General features: G+C 62.5%; 16 protein-coding genes, 1 tRNA gene and 1 pseudogene. 9 read left to right on the plus strand and 9 right to left on the minus strand.

Annotated elements, in window-relative coordinates; genetic code table 11:
- Nucleotides 1-453 precede the first annotated feature (453 nt).
- Nucleotides 454-858: a hypothetical protein gene (locus tag AX756_RS15095; protein WP_068313201.1), complete on the plus strand. Its 405-nt coding sequence runs from the start codon at nucleotides 454-456 to the stop codon at nucleotides 856-858.
- 277 nt (nucleotides 859-1135) lie between these two features.
- Here the strand turns inward: AX756_RS15095 and AX756_RS15100 are convergent, their stop codons facing one another.
- Both AX756_RS15100 and AX756_RS15105 read right to left on the minus strand, forming a co-directional pair.
- Nucleotides 1136-2317, minus strand: a complete 1182-nt coding sequence (locus AX756_RS15100) for a tyrosine-type recombinase/integrase (protein WP_068313204.1) — start codon at nucleotides 2315-2317, stop codon at nucleotides 1136-1138.
- Nucleotides 2318-2481: 164 nt separating this feature from the next.
- Nucleotides 2482-2555: transfer RNA gene (locus AX756_RS15105), tRNA-Cys, on the minus strand.
- Nucleotides 2556-2819: 264 nt separating this feature from the next.
- Here AX756_RS15105 and rpsD point away from each other — a divergent pair.
- The 4 genes from rpsD to AX756_RS15125 all read left to right on the plus strand — a co-directional run bounded on the left by rpsD (nucleotide 2820) and on the right by AX756_RS15125 (nucleotide 6653).
- Nucleotides 2820-3440 carry a 30S ribosomal protein S4 gene (gene rpsD / locus AX756_RS15110; RefSeq protein ID WP_068313206.1) on the plus strand — a complete coding sequence of 207 codons (621 nt, stop codon included), beginning with the start codon at nucleotides 2820-2822 and terminating at the stop codon, nucleotides 3438-3440.
- Between the two features lie 155 nt (nucleotides 3441-3595).
- A complete protein-coding gene (gene hisC, locus AX756_RS15115; RefSeq protein ID WP_068313210.1) occupies nucleotides 3596-4681 on the plus strand; it encodes a histidinol-phosphate transaminase in 1086 nt (361 codons plus the stop codon).
- Complete coding sequence (locus AX756_RS15120) at nucleotides 4678-5601, plus strand: prephenate/arogenate dehydrogenase family protein (RefSeq protein WP_068313212.1); 924 nt, start codon at nucleotides 4678-4680, stop codon at nucleotides 5599-5601. The genes hisC and AX756_RS15120 overlap by 4 nt, the downstream gene beginning before the upstream one ends.
- The gene (locus tag AX756_RS15125) at nucleotides 5598-6653 is read left to right on the plus strand and encodes an extensin-like domain-containing protein (RefSeq protein ID WP_231701073.1); all 1056 of its coding nucleotides are present in this window, start codon (nucleotides 5598-5600) and stop codon (nucleotides 6651-6653) included. The genes AX756_RS15120 and AX756_RS15125 overlap by 4 nt, the downstream gene beginning before the upstream one ends.
- Nucleotides 6654-6668: 15 nt before the next feature.
- On the opposite strand, the gene AX756_RS15130 is transcribed toward AX756_RS15125, so the two are convergent.
- The 4 genes from AX756_RS15130 to AX756_RS15145 all read right to left on the minus strand — a co-directional run bounded on the left by AX756_RS15130 (nucleotide 6669) and on the right by AX756_RS15145 (nucleotide 9888).
- Nucleotides 6669-7124: a GNAT family N-acetyltransferase gene (locus AX756_RS15130; RefSeq protein ID WP_068313215.1), complete on the minus strand. Its 456-nt coding sequence runs from the start codon at nucleotides 7122-7124 to the stop codon at nucleotides 6669-6671.
- Nucleotides 7121-7648 carry a GrpB family protein gene (locus AX756_RS15135; RefSeq protein ID WP_068313218.1) on the minus strand — a complete coding sequence of 176 codons (528 nt, stop codon included), beginning with the start codon at nucleotides 7646-7648 and terminating at the stop codon, nucleotides 7121-7123. Before AX756_RS15135 ends, AX756_RS15130 begins: the two co-directional genes overlap by 4 nt.
- A complete protein-coding gene (locus AX756_RS15140; RefSeq protein WP_068313222.1) occupies nucleotides 7645-8583 on the minus strand; it encodes a nucleoside hydrolase in 939 nt (312 codons plus the stop codon). Before AX756_RS15140 ends, AX756_RS15135 begins: the two co-directional genes overlap by 4 nt.
- A 90-nt stretch (nucleotides 8584-8673) precedes the next feature.
- Entirely contained in the window at nucleotides 8674-9888 is a 1215-nt protein-coding gene (locus AX756_RS15145) for a bifunctional alpha/beta hydrolase/OsmC family protein (RefSeq protein WP_068313224.1), read from the minus strand.
- Nucleotides 9889-10250: 362 nt separating this feature from the next.
- On the opposite strand from AX756_RS15145, the pseudogene AX756_RS26735 reads away from it, so the two are divergent.
- Together AX756_RS26735 and AX756_RS26740 are read left to right on the plus strand one after the other, a co-directional pair.
- Nucleotides 10251-10685: pseudogene (locus AX756_RS26735) on the plus strand (heme-dependent oxidative N-demethylase subunit alpha family protein); the annotation flags it as partial.
- 119 nt (nucleotides 10686-10804) lie between these two features.
- Nucleotides 10805-10900: a hypothetical protein gene (locus AX756_RS26740; RefSeq protein WP_321186410.1), complete on the plus strand. Its 96-nt coding sequence runs from the start codon at nucleotides 10805-10807 to the stop codon at nucleotides 10898-10900.
- A gap of 15 nt (nucleotides 10901-10915) precedes the next feature.
- Here the strand turns inward: AX756_RS26740 and AX756_RS15155 are convergent, their stop codons facing one another.
- Together AX756_RS15155 and AX756_RS15160 are read right to left on the minus strand one after the other, a co-directional pair.
- Entirely contained in the window at nucleotides 10916-11764 is an 849-nt protein-coding gene (locus AX756_RS15155) for a hypothetical protein (protein WP_068313230.1), read from the minus strand.
- A 157-nt stretch (nucleotides 11765-11921) separates the two neighbouring features.
- Nucleotides 11922-12359, minus strand: a complete 438-nt coding sequence (locus AX756_RS15160) for an Lrp/AsnC family transcriptional regulator (protein ID WP_068313233.1) — start codon at nucleotides 12357-12359, stop codon at nucleotides 11922-11924.
- 158 nt (nucleotides 12360-12517) lie between these two features.
- Between AX756_RS15160 and ocd the strand changes: the two genes are divergently transcribed.
- Both ocd and ctlX read left to right on the plus strand, forming a co-directional pair.
- Nucleotides 12518-13582 carry an ornithine cyclodeaminase gene (gene ocd / locus AX756_RS15165; protein ID WP_068313237.1) on the plus strand — a complete coding sequence of 355 codons (1065 nt, stop codon included), beginning with the start codon at nucleotides 12518-12520 and terminating at the stop codon, nucleotides 13580-13582.
- On the plus strand, nucleotides 13579-14517 hold the full coding sequence (gene ctlX, locus AX756_RS15170; RefSeq protein WP_068313239.1) for a citrulline utilization hydrolase CtlX: 939 nt from the start codon (nucleotides 13579-13581) through the stop codon (nucleotides 14515-14517). The genes ocd and ctlX overlap by 4 nt, the downstream gene beginning before the upstream one ends.
- Before the next feature lie 126 nt (nucleotides 14518-14643).
- On the opposite strand, the gene AX756_RS15175 is transcribed toward ctlX, so the two are convergent.
- Nucleotides 14644-15336 carry a PEP-CTERM sorting domain-containing protein gene (locus AX756_RS15175; protein ID WP_068313242.1) on the minus strand — a complete coding sequence of 231 codons (693 nt, stop codon included), beginning with the start codon at nucleotides 15334-15336 and terminating at the stop codon, nucleotides 14644-14646.
- Nucleotides 15337-15542: the final 206 nt, after the last annotated feature.

A 15542-nucleotide genomic window follows, 5' to 3' on the forward strand; every position in this document is an offset into this window, starting at 1 on the left:
GGCGGCTGAAGAACGTCCGCACCGAGATGGCGCTGAACGTTCTGGCCTATAACATCAAACGCGTAATCAACATGATCGGTGTGGGCCAGCTATTGAAGGCGATGACGGCCTGAAAGGCCAAATATCCCCATCTCGCCGAAAAACCCGCGCACAATGCCCACCGGGAGCCGTCAGAGCTCCTTCAAACGGGCAGAGATGACAAATCGGCATCATTGGCCGGCAATCCACTTCCTCGCCCAAGAACCCATAGCAAACCCAGAGTTTCCACACAGCCTCGGCCCAAACATGCCGCCGACTATCTCGGAATTTCCGAGTCGACGCTTGCGAAGCTTCGGATGCGCGTCAATCGTTTGGACGGGCCCAAATTCATCAAGGTTTCCGGTTGCGTCCTTTATCGGCGCTCTGACCTGGATCATTGGCTGCATAGCCACATCGTCGATGGGGAGGGGTGACATGGAAAACTCGTGCACAAACTCCGTTGCTTGGATGACGCAATGGAAGGACTTCGAGTACGAGGTCGAAGATACTAGCGACATCGCATCCATGCGAGATCGACTCTTCGACGCCGGCGCATACGTTCTCTCAGAAACAGTTTGCGCCACGCAGGTGCAATTGTTGGCCGCTGGCTGGGAGCTTGATCGGGTAAAGATGGTTGGGAAGTGTGAGCATTTCGCTCGGAAACAGATACTTTATCGAGCAGACCCTTCGCTCGCGTTTTTTGCACACGTCGACTACGACCGCCTTGCGGAAGATATTCTTAGCCTCGTTGCGCCGCCGCCGTTGAAACCCAGGATCGTTTTCTCCGCTCCACTGTCCGACATCAATGAGCTTGCGGACGATTTTTGGGATTGGAGCTAGAAGGCTTCAGCAACCTGCTCGGGCGTGGCTTGAAAGGCCGAACCCGAGCGTTCGAAAACTCCGACAGAACCTCGATTCCTTCCCGTATCCCAACTGGATAGGCCGCTGTGCATCCTCTGCGCTCCCGCACGTCCCGATCACCGAGGGCGATCTGGACTGCCGCGGCGGTCGGGAGTGTAGCGACCCCGACGAAAACGACATCCGGGTCGCTGCGGGCAACCCGTCCACCTCGGTCGCGGTGCGGCTGAGAATCTGAACCATCAGCGGGGACGCCGGGCTAACGCTTGGGCGTCTCCGCCAACTTGTCCAGCAAGTCTGCATAGGCTTGCATCATCTCGGTTCGCCCCTCGATATGCTCCGACTTGTCATATGCGGCGCGAACCTTGTTCCTCTCGATATGCGCAAGCTGCCGTTCAATCCAATCGGTGTTCCACCCTTCCTCGTGCAGGAGCGTGGAGGCGATCTTGCGGAATCCGTGCGCGACCATCTCTTGTTTCGAGTAGCCCAGCCGCCGCAATGCGGCGTTCAAGGTATTGTCGCTTATCGGACGCGAGGAAGATCGAAGACTCCACAGAACATAGCGGTGCCCCCCGGTAAGCCGTTCAATGTCTCGAAGGAGAGACGCCACCTGGTCGGACAGGGGCACCACATGCGGGCGCGGTTTCTTCATTCTCTCCGTCGGGATAACGATCTGTCGGGCGACAAAATCCACGTCCGCCCAATGCATTTTTGTGACCTCACCGGGCCGCAGGAAGGTGTAGGCGCAAAGCAGGAGTCCCGTCGCGGTCATTGGCTCGCCCCGATACCCCCGGATAGCCCGGATCAACCCGCCGATTTCGTCGCGGTCATAGATGGCCGGGTAGCCCTCGGACTGAGGGGCCACCAGCGCCCCGGACAGCGCCGCCGCCGGGTCGGTCTCGGCTCGGTCGGTCATCGCCGCGTAACGAAAGACCCGGCTGCACAGCGACCGCACAGACGCCGCCGTGGTGTGTTTTCCGTCGGCTTCTATATCCCGCAGGAGTGCCAGCACATCGGAGGCCCGGACCTCCGCAATAGGTCGGTCGCCAAACGCGGCCTTGGTCTTTTCGACGTGACAGGACAGCTTGCCTAGGGTTTTGGGAGCGCGGCCCCGCTTTCTCTGGAAATCAACATATTCGTCGGCAACCTCCGCCCAGGTAGGAGGGCCTTTACGGTCTCCGCGTTGGCGCTCCTGCGATGGGTCCAGCCCGTCCGCCAATGTGGCTTTGGCCTTGGAACGGCGCTTTCGGGCTTCCTTCACTGTCACATCGGGCCACTTGCCGAGGGCGAGAGTCTTCTGTTTGCCGCCGAACCGATAGGCCAGCCGCCACAACTTGGAGCCGTTCGGGTGGATGTGGAGTTGCAGCCCTTCACCGTCACTCAGCTTGGCGATTCTCTCGCTGGGACGGACACTCTTGATCGCGGTTTCGGTCAGACTCATGTGTTGGTATCCCGGTTGGACGGCCCCCGCCGTACCAACACTCATACCAACAAAATGGACTCTATGCCAACACCAACGCCTCAAGACTCAAAATGCCCCAGAGCCATTTGGCCCATATTTTCTGGCGTATTCTGCACCCCGTTGCATCACATGGCGCAGAACCTTGGAGGCGAGTACCGGAATCGAACCGGTGTACACGGATTTGCAATCCGCTGCGTCACCACTCCGCCAACTCGCCGAAGGGTCATGGTTCTCTATGGTTTGATGGCAGCGGCGTCAACCGGGAAAGCGGACGGGATTGCAAAGATTGCCGGGGCGCAGAGTCGGTCGGAGTTCTTGACACCCAGCCTGGGTCGCAATAAAGAGCGCCATCCCGGCTGTCGTGGCCGGGTCAATCATTGGTGTTGGTGGCCCCCGCAAGGGGATGCCTGTCTCCCGCAAGGGAAAGGACAACGCCCTTCATAGGTGCCCTCCGGCGCCGGCTCAACGAAGGAGATCAGCCGTGACCAAACGCACGTCTGCCAAGTACAAGATCGACCGCCGCATGGGCGAAAACATTTGGGGCCGCCCCAAATCTCCCGTCAACCGCCGTGAATACGGCCCGGGCCAGCATGGCCAGCGTCGCAAGGGCAAGATGTCCGACTTCGGTCTGCAGCTGCGCGCCAAGCAGAAGCTGAAGGGCTACTATGGCGACCTGACCGAGAAGCAGTTCCGCCGCATTTATACCGAAGCAGAACGCGTGCGTGGTGATACCGGTGAGAACCTGATCGGCCTGCTCGAGCGTCGCCTGGACGCCGTCGTCTATCGCGCCAAGTTCGTGCCGACCATCTTTGCCGCCCGTCAGTTCGTGAACCACGGCCATGTGCTCGTGAACGGCAACCGCGTGAACATCCCCTCCTACCGCGTCAAGGAAGGCGACGTGATCGAGGTGCGTGACCGCTCCAAGCAGCTCGCCGTCGTGCTGGAGGCCGTTGGCCTCGCCGAGCGTGATGTGCCGGACTATATCGACGCCGACCATTCCAAGATGACCGCCACTTTCGTGCGCATGCCGGGCCTTGCCGATGTGCCCTACGCGGTGCAGATGGAGCCGAACCTCGTCATCGAATACTACGCTCAGAACTAAGTTCTGAACGTTTCGATCAGGCGGCCGCTCCGGGAAACCGGGGCGGCCGTTTTAGTTTGGGCTGTGCCGCTGCCTGCGGCGCGACGGCATTTGCCGACAGGACTGCTTCACCACGAAATCGAAACGCTATAGAACCGCCCGGAACGGAGGCCCCTATGACGCAGATCACTCCCCAGCCCGGTATCATGGACATCGCTCTGTATCAGAGCGGGGAGAGCCATGTTGAGGGCGTGCGCGACATTCTCAAGCTCAGCGCAAACGAGAACCCTTACGGGCCGAGCCCGAAGGCGAAGGAGGCGATTGCCGAAGCGATCGCCGAGGTGCATCGCTATCCAAACACCGATCACGCGCCGCTGCGCGCAGCCATCGGGCAGGTGCACGGGCTGGATCCGGAGCGGATCATCTGCGGCGTGGGGTCGGACGAGATCCTGCAATTCCTGTGTCAGGCCTATGCGGGGCCGGGCGACGAGGTGCTTTATACCGAGCACGGCTTTGCCATGTATCGCATCCTTGGGCTTGCGGCCGGGGCGACGCCGGTGGAAGCCTCCGAGCGCGAGCGGGTCACGGATGTGGATGCGCTTCTGGCGGCGTGCACAGAGCGGACAAAGCTCGTCTTCATTGCCAACCCGAACAACCCCACGGGCACGATGATCGGTGGCAATGAGCTGGCGCGGCTTGCCAACGGGCTGCCCGAAGGGGCGATCCTGGTGCTGGATGGTGCCTATGCCGAGTTTGTCGATGGCTATGACGGTGGGGTCTCGCTCGTCGACAGTCGCGACAACGTCTTCATGACGCGTACTTTCTCCAAGCTCTACGGGCTTGGCGGGCTGCGGGTCGGCTGGGGCTATGGGCCGAAGGACATCATCGACGTTCTGAGCCGCATACGGCAACCCTTCAACCTGTCCGATATCCAGATGTCCGGCGCCATTGCCGCTATCCGCGACCGTGACTGGGCCGAGCGCTGCACGAAGGAAAATGCCCGCATGCGGGTCTGGCTGTCCGAGCAACTGGCGGCGCTTGGTATCCCTTGCGACACCAGTCTGGCCAATTTCGTCCTGGCCCGCTTCGCCGACCAGGCCGAGGCGGAGGCCGTGGACACGCACCTGAAATCGCAGGGCGTGATCGTGCGGCGCGTCGCGGGCTATGGCTTGCCGCAGTGCCTGCGCATCACCGTGGGCGACGAGGCCGGCTGCCAGCGGGTGATCGACGGTATCCGTACTTACCAGGAGGGCCGCAAATGAGCCGGATCTACGAACGCGTCGCCTATATCGGCCTGGGCCTGATTGCGTCCTCCATGATCCATGCCGGCCGCCGCGCCGGGTTGCAGGGCGAGATCGCCGGAACGGCGCGTTCGGCGGAAACCCGTGCCATTGCCCGCGAGGACGGGCTTTGCGACATCGTCGCCGAGACCCCGGCCGAGGCGGTCAAGGATGCCGACCTCGTGGTGCTCTGCGTGCCGGTCGGCGCGATGGGGCGTGTGGCGGAGGAGATCGGCCCGCACCTGAAGCCCGGCTGCACCGTAACAGATGTCGGTTCGGTAAAGCGCGCGGTGATCGATGCCGTGGCGCCGCATATGCCCGATGGGGTGCATTTCATCCCCGCCCACCCGCTGGCCGGCACGGAACATTCCGGCCCGCGTTCGGGCTTCGCGGAGCTTTTCGAGAACCGATACACGCTTATCGTGCCGGAGGGCGATGTCGACCCGGAGGCCCTGTCCAGGCTCGAGGAATTCTGGGTGGGGCTGGGCGCCAATGTCGAGGTGATGGACCCCGAGCACCATGACCTCGTTCTGATGGTAACCTCGCATGCGCCGCACCTGATCGCCTATACGATGGTGGGTGTGGCCGATGACTTGCGCCGGGTGACCGACAGCGAGGTGATCAAGTATTCCGCCGCCGGCTTCCGGGACTTCACTCGCATCGCGGCCTCTGACCCGACCATGTGGCGCGACGTGTTCCTCAATAACAAGGATGCCACGATGGAGATCCTCGGGCGCTTCATCGAGGAGCTCATGTCGCTGCAACGGGCGATCCGCAAGGGCGATGGGGAGCTTCTGTTCGACTATTTCACCCGTACACGCGCCATCCGCCGTGGTATTATCCAGGCTGGGCAGGATACCGACGCGCCCGATTTCGGGCGCGGAAAAGGAGCGAAGGAATGACATTGGAGCGGTGCAATGCGGGCCGTGGGCTGACAGGTTTTATTCGGCTCGGCTTTTGTGCCGCCCTACTGTTTTCAGCCAGTATTTCGGCCGCCGAAGCGCCCTCGGCCAGCTTGCGGCCATTGCCGCGCGTGACGGGGGAGGCGCCCGAGCGCGCCATGGCCGCCATCGATTCGACAGCGCCGAAAGAGACACTCGAAGCGACCGATGCAACGCCCTTCTCCACCGCTACGGCGGCCGGAGTATCGGCCCGTATTGATGGCGATATTCGTCCGCGTCCGCGTGATGGGCTGTTCCATGAGCAAGAAGTCGCCGCCGATTCCCGACTGGAAGTGACCCGCATGGTCACCCGGATCCATTTCAATGCCGACATGCGTCCGACAGAGCGACCGGTCCACCCGCTGGCGGGCTATTCCGTCATCCAAGCCTCGGCAAGCGCGGCATCCAGGGCCGAGACGACCTATCCCAAGGTGCGCCCGGCCGGGTTCGGCAAACTGTTTCGCAATCGAGCGGGTGGGTATTCGCGCAAGGGCGCGATCTGTGGCGTGAATTCGATCAAGGGGACGGTCAAGGCGAGTTTCGGCAATCCGGGCAGCGGCTGTGGAATTTCCAACCCGGTCCGGGTGACATCGATTGCGGGTGTAAAACTCAGCCAACCGGCGACGATCGATTGCGAGACGGCCAAGGCGCTGAACAACTGGGTCGAGAATGGCATCAAGCCGGCCATCGGGCGCAAGGGCGGCGGCGTGAAGGAACTCAAGGTTGCGGCCCATTATGTCTGCCGGAACCGGAATAACCGCTCCGGCGGCCGCTTGTCGGAACATGCCAAAGGTCACGCGGTGGATATCTCCGCTATCCGGTTGAACAACGGTACCGAGCTGACCGTGGCCAAGGACTGGCGGTCGCGCAAGTGGTCCAAGGCCATGCGGCAGATCCATCGCGCCGCCTGCGGGCCCTTCGGCACCGTGCTCGGGCCGAATGCGGATCGCTACCACCAGGACCATTTCCACGTCGATACGGCGCGCTATCGCAGTGGTTCCTACTGCCGGTAGCAGCCGCGAGCCGGATCAGTGCCGGGTGAGGTCTGCCGACATCAGGCAGTGGTTTTCCCGCCGCTCGAAGCCGAGCCGTTCATAGAGCCGGCCAACCGGGCTCGCCCGGTCTGCTTCAAGGTGCAGCGCCCGCACGCCGGCATCGCTCAACGCCCGGATCAGCGCCGACAGCGCCTCGCCGCCCATCCCCTTGCCGCGCACGGCGGGGCGGATCCAGAACTCGTCGATAAAGCCGTCGATCCCGCCCAGCCCGATCGACCAGCCGAAGCTGATGGCGACATAGCCGACCGGCGCGTTGCGCGGCCCGAGAATGTAGACAACGCCGAGCGGTGAGCCTTCGAGCAGCGGCAGAACGGCGGCGAGCCGGGTTTCGTCATCCTGCACGACGCCGGATTCGGCGTGGAACGCCGCCACCATGGCAAGGAGTTTTTGCAGGTCTTCGGGCCGGGCCATGTGCAGCTTGGTTTTCATCCGTCCTCTCCTGCGAGCGCTTTCAGAGCCCGGGCTTCCGCGGTGTCGATCCAACCGGATTTGCACGCCGCATATGCCGCCGCATCGTCGCGGTGGAGCGATGCGCAATGCCGTTTGCGTGTCTCGTACGCCCCCCGCAGCATCGGATCCGCTCGAAGCGCGTCGCGAAAGGCCAGGTGGCGCAGGATCTCGCTGTCGCCTTCGGACCAGCAATGGGCCTTTACCAGGCGCTTGCCGCTGGTCGGGCTGGATCGGCGGCAATAACGCCGACCTGGCTGGCCGAATTCGCCAAGCCATTCATAGCCCATGGCGTGGACCAGCGGTTGAAGCTTGTCGAGATCGACATCGGGTGCAATCACCGCGATCAGGTCGATGACTGGTTCTGCCGATAGTCCCGGCACCGCGGTCGAACCGATATGGTGGACTTCGCGCAGGGCGGTGCCGAGCGCCTTTTCCCAACGCTCGGTTTCCTTCGCGGCCATGTCGGCCCAGACGGGGTCATAGGGAACGATGTCGATCCTCACAGCCGCGCCAGCCTCTCCAGGAGCAGGTCGAAAAAGCCCTTCGCGTCCACTTCGCCAATAAAGGTCGCGTTTGGCGAACGGTCCGTTACGCCCCACCAATCGGCGACGGTCATGCCACGGGTCAACGCGCTCTGGGTCTCGATCTCTACATTGATATGCTTGCCGCTGAACAGCTCCGGCTTCAGCAGCCATGCAATGACGCACGGATCGTGCAGCGGGCCGCCGGCGCCGCCATATTTCTCGACGTCGAACCGCTCGTAGAAATCCAGCCAGGCCGACACCACCCGCGCAACCGGCGTGTCCAGCGCGGCGACTTCTGCCAACCATTCGCTGGTGATCAGCGCCTTATGCGTCACATCGAGGGGCAGGATGGTGATATCGATGCCGCTCTTCATCACGATATCGGCCGCTTCGGGATCGACATAGATGTTGAACTCGGCCGCCGGCGTGACGTTGCCGACCTCGAAATAGGCCCCGCCCATCAGGACAATCCCCGCCAGCCGCTCGGCGATATCCGGTGCGCGTTCCAACGCGGTGGCCACGTTGGTGAGCGGGCCGAGCGGGCAGAGCGTGACGGTGCCGGGCGGTTCGCGGCGGATATGGTGGATGATCGCCTCCACCGCGTGCAGGTCCGCCACCGGCATGCTCGGGTCAGGCAGGTCGTATCCGTCCAGCCCCGTCTTTCCATGCACATGTTCGGCGGTGACGAGCGTGCGCTTCATGGGCGCGTCGCAACCTTCGTGCACGGCCACGTCGCGCCGGCCGGCCAGCTCGCAGATGACGCGGGCATTGCGGGAAGTCCTGTCGAGCGGCACGTTGCCGGCGACGGCGGTGATTGCCAGCACCTCCAACTCCGGCGAGGCCAGCGCAAGCAGGATCGCGACGGCGTCGTCCTGTCCGGGATCGGTGTCGATGATGATCTTGCGGGGGGGCATATTCTTCTCCTGACGCACGTCCTGACGCACGGCGCGACCTTGGCCCGCGCGGCGACGGTTGTCCAGACGGCGGGCCGGAGCAACTTGGCGCTATTTCGCCGGAACCTCCCGTGTCACCACTTTCGCGCCCGCTTCAAGCGTCTTGTGCACAGGGCAGCGGTCGGCAATATCCATCAGGCGCGCCCGCTGCTCGGCATCGAGCGCCCCGTCCAGGCGCACCCGCCGCTCGAATCGGTCGATCCGGTTCGGGCCGGTCAGGTCGCTGTCCTGCGCGTGGACCTTGTCATGCGTGACCTCGACCGAGACATGCTCCAACGGCCAGCCCTTACGGCGCGCATACATGCGGATCGTCATCGAGGTGCAACTGGCCAGCGCGGCCGACAGCAACCCGTAGGGGCTCATGCCCCTGTCCGTGCCGCCGTAAGCCGCCGGTTCATCGGCCTGAATGTAGTGATGCGGACCGGCGTTGATATCCTGCAGGAAACCCGCCGGGTCGGCCTCCGACGAGCGCACGACGCCCTCGGGCGCGCCCGGCGGCGGGGCAGGGGGACGCAGGTCGAGATAGCGCCCCGCCCAGGCGGCGATGACCTCGGCGGCATATTCGGCATCTTCCGCCCGGCTCAGAAGGTGGTCGGCATCGTCTAGGGTAACGAAGCTTTTCGGGTGCCGCGCGGCGGTAAAGATCGCGGTGGCATTCTCGATCGAAACCACGTCGTCCAGCGGTGCGTGCAGGATGAGCAACGCCCGGCGGAGCGACGCGATTTCCACGCTCAGGTCGGTTTCGATCGCGTCACGAACAAAATCCTGCCCGATGCGGAAGGGGCGTCCGCCTAGGTCGACCTCGGCGGCGCCATCCGCCGCGATCCTTGGCAACGCATCGTGGAAATTATGTGTCACGTGGCCGGGATCGAAGGGCGCAGCGAGCGTTGCCACCGCCTTTACGCTGTCGATCCGGCCCGCGGCTTTCAGAACGGCGGCACCGCCGAGCGAGTGGCCAATCAGCAGGCTCGGGGTCATGCCGATCTCTGCCAGATGCGCTGCCGCTGCTTCGATGTCGCCGACATTCGACGTGAAGGTCGTGTTCTCGAACTCACCCTCCGAATGGCCAAGACCCGTGAAATCGAAGCGCAGCACCGCGATGCCCATCATCGCCAACCGCTGCGAGATACGTCGCGCCGCCGCGATATCCTTGGAGCAGGAGAAGCAATGAGCAAAGACCGCCGTGGCCAGATGCGGCCCCTCGGGGCGATCGAGCCGGGCGGCGAGCGGGTGGCCCTGCGCGCCGACAAATGTGAATCGTTCCATTGCAAACCCTCGGGACAGATACGGTGCTGTTTTAATAGTGGTCCCCGGCTGCGTGCGACCCAAGCACTGTGTCGGCCCTGTCACGCAATGGTTACGGGCGTCCACTCGGTATTGGCAGATCGCAAGGCGCCTGAGCTTGGGCAAAACCCATCCTGCGCGCAGGGCGGCACCATGCCACGCTTTTTCCCGTTCCAAAGAGGGCGCAGGGTCGGGGGATGACTTCGACCAGCACCACCGCACCGATCCTCAATCGCAACCTTGCCGTTCGGCCCTGGCGCCTGCCACGAGCGCGCAGCCTGCCGGGGATCGCCCCCGTTTCGCTCGATGATTGGCTGTGGCAGCTCGACAGCTACCCCGCGCAGATGGCCGAGCGGGAGCGCCTGTTACAGAGCCAACCCGACAAGGTCCACGGGTTGCAGGCGGACGCCTTGGCGCCGGCGCGGGAATTGTACGACCTCGTGCTTGGTATCCTGAAAACGCGCGTCGGATTCTGTCGGGAAGAGGCGGGCATGCGCTGTCCGGATGGCCGGGTGGTACCGCTCGACCGGGGTACGCCGCTGATGACGTTGGGGCGGCTCGTTCAGGAAGACTTCTGTATTCTGCAACGCAAGGAGGGGCAGGGGGAGCATCTGTTGACCGGCGCGATCCTCTGTTTCCCGGCAAGTTGGACATTGGCCGAAAAACTGGGCCGGCCGATGATGGGGATCCACGTTCCTGTGAAGGTCTATGACTCGGAGCTTGGCCGGCGGGTGCAAAGGCTTCTGGACGGGATCCAGCCGGGGCGGCCCTTGTCGCGCTCGAATGCGTTCTTCTACGACGATCCCGCCTTGTTCCAGCCTCGGCCGGAGAACGATCCGCGCCCTGCCGGTGGGCCGGAGGCGCCCTATTACGTTCGGAGCGGCAATGCCTGCTCCGCCTGCCCGAAAGCGATGCGGTTGCCTTCTCGATCCATACGATCCTCATGGAGCGGCAACAGCTCGATGCGGAGGATTTTGCGGTGCTCGGGGAGTAGAGGGTTCCTGCAGGCTCAGGCCGCGAAGTCCTGCGTGTCCATTTCCGGCGGTGAGATCGGCTTGCCATGCAATTCTTCCAGCCGGAGCCTTATGGCGCCCCGCTCATCGATGCGAACCCGGAAACGCTCACCCTCGGCGGTGGCAAACTCCATACCGTCGGACACGGCCAATCCCGTGGCGCGCAGGTGCGCGACGAAGGCGTAGACGCGCTGCATCATCCAGGGCAGGGAAACCGGCGCGTATTCCGTGCTGAGGGTGCGGTCGAGCAGATGCTGCGCCCCCTCCACATCCAGCGAAATCCATTCTTCACCCGCCTTCTCGCGACAACTCGGACGCGGATGCAGGAAAAGTGGCAGGGGGAACAGCATATTGCCCATGGCGGAAAAACGACCCGGGCTGAGAAGCTGATCCGACTGCGCCCAATGCACCGCGAGCGGATGGCACCCCTGCGCGAGTTGTGTCGCTGCGGTATGGGCCAGGATCAGCATGCACTCATAGATCGCGTGCGACGGAGGCGGGAAGGCTTGCCCGCGCGGCTGCGGGCGTGGCCCGGTGCCGACCCGCAGCGTCACCGAGGCCCGGTGACGGGCGACGGCCACGGAGAGATCGTCATGCATCATCCCGGCCAGTTCGGAAGAAAGCGCGCTGTCAAACCGATCATCCAAGAGGGGCAGATCCCGGGCGCGCAGTTGCAGGTGCAGGTCGGGCGAGGAAAGCAGTTGAGTCTGATGCCAGTCGAGCCGCTCGAAAGGGGGGCAGTTCGTGCTCATCCGTGCTTCGAGCGCGGCATGAATTTGCCCCATGTCGAAACGCGCCGGGCGCGGCAGCAGAAGCGTCGTGGAAATCTCGGTCGGCAGGGGCATAATGTCGGCCTGTTCGCAAATGGTTTCAGCCTAGAGTGCCGGGACAAAGCGGAAAGATTACGGCGCAAGAGCGGAATTGAATGGGCAGGCATTGTGTCCGACGACGAAACTGTGGCGACCTGTGACCTGACTTGTTTCATGTTGGCCGCTGGAATGCTCAAACGCTGCTCAGCAACAGGCTCGTTTCGCTGTTCAGGATCCCGTCTGTTTGCCGCACTTCCCGCAGGACCCGGTCAAAATCGCCGAGCGATGCCGCCTGGATCTCGGCCACCAGGTCCCAATTGCCATTTGTCGTGTGCAACTGATGCAGTTCGGGAATGCCCCGCAGGCGGCGTGTCACTTCCGTGGTCGATTTGCCCGCAACCTCGATCATCATGATGGCCCGTATCGCGTCGAGCTCGGCTTCGGAACGGACCCGGACCGTAAAGCCCAGCAGCGTGCCTGACGCGATCATCCGGTCGATCCGGTTCTGAACCGTTCCCCGCGATACCCCGAGGATCTCGGCAAGCTTCGAGAGAGGCGCGCGCCCGTCGCGGCGCAGAAGCGCCACCAATTCGCGGTCCAGAGCGTCGAGAATTTGCTTTGCTTCCGTCATTGGAACCTTCGCGGGTGACAAATCGCTAACTTGATCTGTCAAATCTATCAAAATGACAAGAATTTCTGCATATTTATGCCATTTCGACACTTACTCGGCTGCGGTATTGTTATCGGACCCGCCTGATCCGAGATCCGCCATCACGAAAGTCTCTCTGAATGTCCTTCGATTCCTCGCGTGTTCCGTCACTGAACCTCGTCCCCTTCGTGTCCGTGGACGACATGATGCAGACCGTGTTGGATATCGGTGTCGAGGAGATGCTGGCGGGGATAGCCGCCTATATCGAGGAGGACTTCGTGCGTTGGGAGGCGTTCGACAAGACGCCCCGGCTAGCGGCGCATTCCTCGGTGGGGGTGATCGAGCTGATGCCGACTTCGGATGGCAAGGAGTATGCGTTCAAATACGTAAACGGGCATCCCAAGAACACAAAGGAGGGGCTGCAGACAGTCACCGCTTTCGGCGTTCTGGCCGACGTTGATTCCGGCTACCCGGTGCTGATCTCGGAAATGACGATCCTGACCGCATTGCGGACAGCGGCGATGTCTGCCGTGGCGGCAAAGTATCTGGCCCCGGCGGGCGCGGACACGATGGCGATCATCGGCAACGGTGCGCAGTCGGAGTTCCAGGCGCTGGCCTTCCAGCGGTTGGTTGGGATCAACAAGCTGCGCCTTTACGATGTCGATCCAGTCGCGACCGAAAAATGTGCGGCAAACCTGGCCGGGCGTGGGTTCGACATTGTCAAATGCGCCTCCGGGCAGGAGGCGGTCGAAGGGGCGCAGATCATCACCACCGTCACCGCCGACAAGCAATATGCCACGATCCTGACCGACAACATGGTCGGCGCGGGCGTCCATATCAACGCCATCGGCGGCGATTGTCCGGGCAAGACCGAGCTGCACAAGGATATCCTGCTGCGCTCTGACATCTTCGTTGAATACCCGCCGCAGACCCGGATCGAGGGAGAGATTCAGCAGCTTGATGCCGATCATCCGGTGATCGAGCTTTGGCAGGTGATCGCCGGTCAACGGGACGGGCGCAACTCGGCCCGTCAGGTGACCCTGTTCGACAGCGTGGGCTTCGCGATCGAGGATTTCTCGGCCCTGCGGTATCTGCGCGACCAGTTGGAGCGCACGGGCCGGTACGAGAATCTCGACATGATCGCCGATCCGGACGAGCCGCGCGATCTTTTCGGGATGATCCTGCGCGCGGGTGCCCAGCGATGATCGAAAGGCATGCCCGTCGCTCCGTCCAGGCGCCGAGCGCGGTCGTCATGATCCGACCGCACCATTTCGCGCCAAATAGCGAAACCGCCGAGGACAATGCCTTTCAGCAGGAGGCCGGACATCTGGATGCGGCGGAAGTGTCGAGGCTGGCCCATGCCGAGGTTTCCCGAGCGGCAGAGGCGCTGGAGGCGGTCGGTGTCCGGACTCATATCTTCGAGGACGAAAGCCGTCTGACGCCGGACTCCGTTTTTCCCAACAACTGGTTCTCGACCCACCCCGGCGGGCATGTTGCGATCTTCCCGATGTTTCCCGTCACCCGGCGCAGGGAAAGACGGGCCGATGTGATCGAGATGCTCAAGCGCGACTACAGGGTTCAGGAAGTGGTCGATTACTCCGGGCTGGAACGCGACGGGCTCTTTTTGGAAGGGACCGGGGCCATGGTGCTCGATCACATCGACCGCGTGGCCTATGTCGTGCGGTCGAACCGGGCGGATCCGATCATCCTCGAACGTTTCTGCTCCCACTTCAAATACGAGCCAATGGTGTTCGATGCGCATGATGCGCGTGGTGTGCCCGTCTATCACACGAATGTCCTGATGTGCATCGCGACCGAATTCGTGCTGCTGGGGGTGGACATGATGGTCGATGATGCCCGCCGGCAGCATATTCTGGAACGTTTCGAAGAATCCGGGCGTGAAGTCGTCTCGCTTTCCAATTCGCAGATCGCCGATTTCGCTGGAAACGCAATTGAGCTGCAAGGCAGAAACGGGCGGGTTCTTGCGCTGTCGACGCGCGCGTTGAACGCTCTGCGGCCCGATCAGGTTGCCGTCATCGAACAAACAGCGGAGTTGTTGCCACTGCATGTGCCAACCATCGAGTTGGCGGGAGGGTCGGTGCGCTGCATGCTGGCCGGTGTGCATCTGTCGCGCAGGTAGAGACACATTCGTCAAGGCGTGCCGAAACGGAAATTCTCGGCGAAGAGTGCGATGCCAGCGACAGTCGGGCAATCCGGAAGCGACCACCTCGCTTTTGGTCTGCCCGCCATGGTTGCAGGATACCTGTCACAACGACTTTCGCCGTCGCCTCCCCAGAAAGGCAGCAAACAGAATCAGACCCCCCAGCATGCTGGCCGCGCTGGAGGGGGCTGGTACCGCCGAAAGCGATTGCTGTTCCGCCACCCAAACGGCGTCTTGCGCTTTCAGAAAGGCGACAGTCCCGGCGTAAGTCAGCTTGTCGGAACCGTTGATGAACCGCAGGTCGAAGCTGTTCTTTGAGGCGTCCTCAAGCGCGCCGAAGAAATAGTCCTCCACCACCGAGTCCCCATCCGCGGCAGGGACCATCACGTCCAGACGCAGAAGCTCGAAGGCGAAATCGCCCAGATCCCCATGTGCGGACCTGTCCTGAACCCGGAAGATATCCTGTTGCTGTCCATCGGGCGCAATGATCTCGCTGAATTTCGCATCCATTGCCGCGCCGCTGTCATAGGAGCCGCCGTCCCATGTGATGACGAAGCTGCTGTCCAGAACCGACGCCTGGTTGTCTCCATCGGAAAACGCGACGATCATCGTTCCGGTAATTTGAACATCTTCCGACAGCTCGAAGGGTGATTGCTCGACGCTTCCCTTCACGGAGGTGATTGTGAGAGCATAGTCGTAGGTAACGCTCAGGGCTTGCACCGGGCGCGCAATGCCCGGCAGGCAGAGCAGCGCGAGAGACGCAAGGAGCGCTCCGATGCATTTCCGAACAATGTCCATTCCCGCTTCCATCTGAGATCTATCGGTGCCGATTGCTTTCGGCGCGTGTCGATCTAGCGGCAAAGAGCTGAAGAAATGGAAAAGAAATCCGTGGATTGCATGGAAATGTTCTTGAAATGTTTTTCTGGCGGCCGGCGGCAAAACGAGCCGGGGGCAATAAGAAAGGAGGCGCCCGAAGGCGCCTCCCGCTGTCACTGTCCCTGTTG

The organism is Aliiruegeria sabulilitoris, assembly GCF_001558155.1.
GTDB classification, from domain to species: domain Bacteria; phylum Pseudomonadota; class Alphaproteobacteria; order Rhodobacterales; family Rhodobacteraceae; genus Tropicimonas; species Tropicimonas sabulilitoris.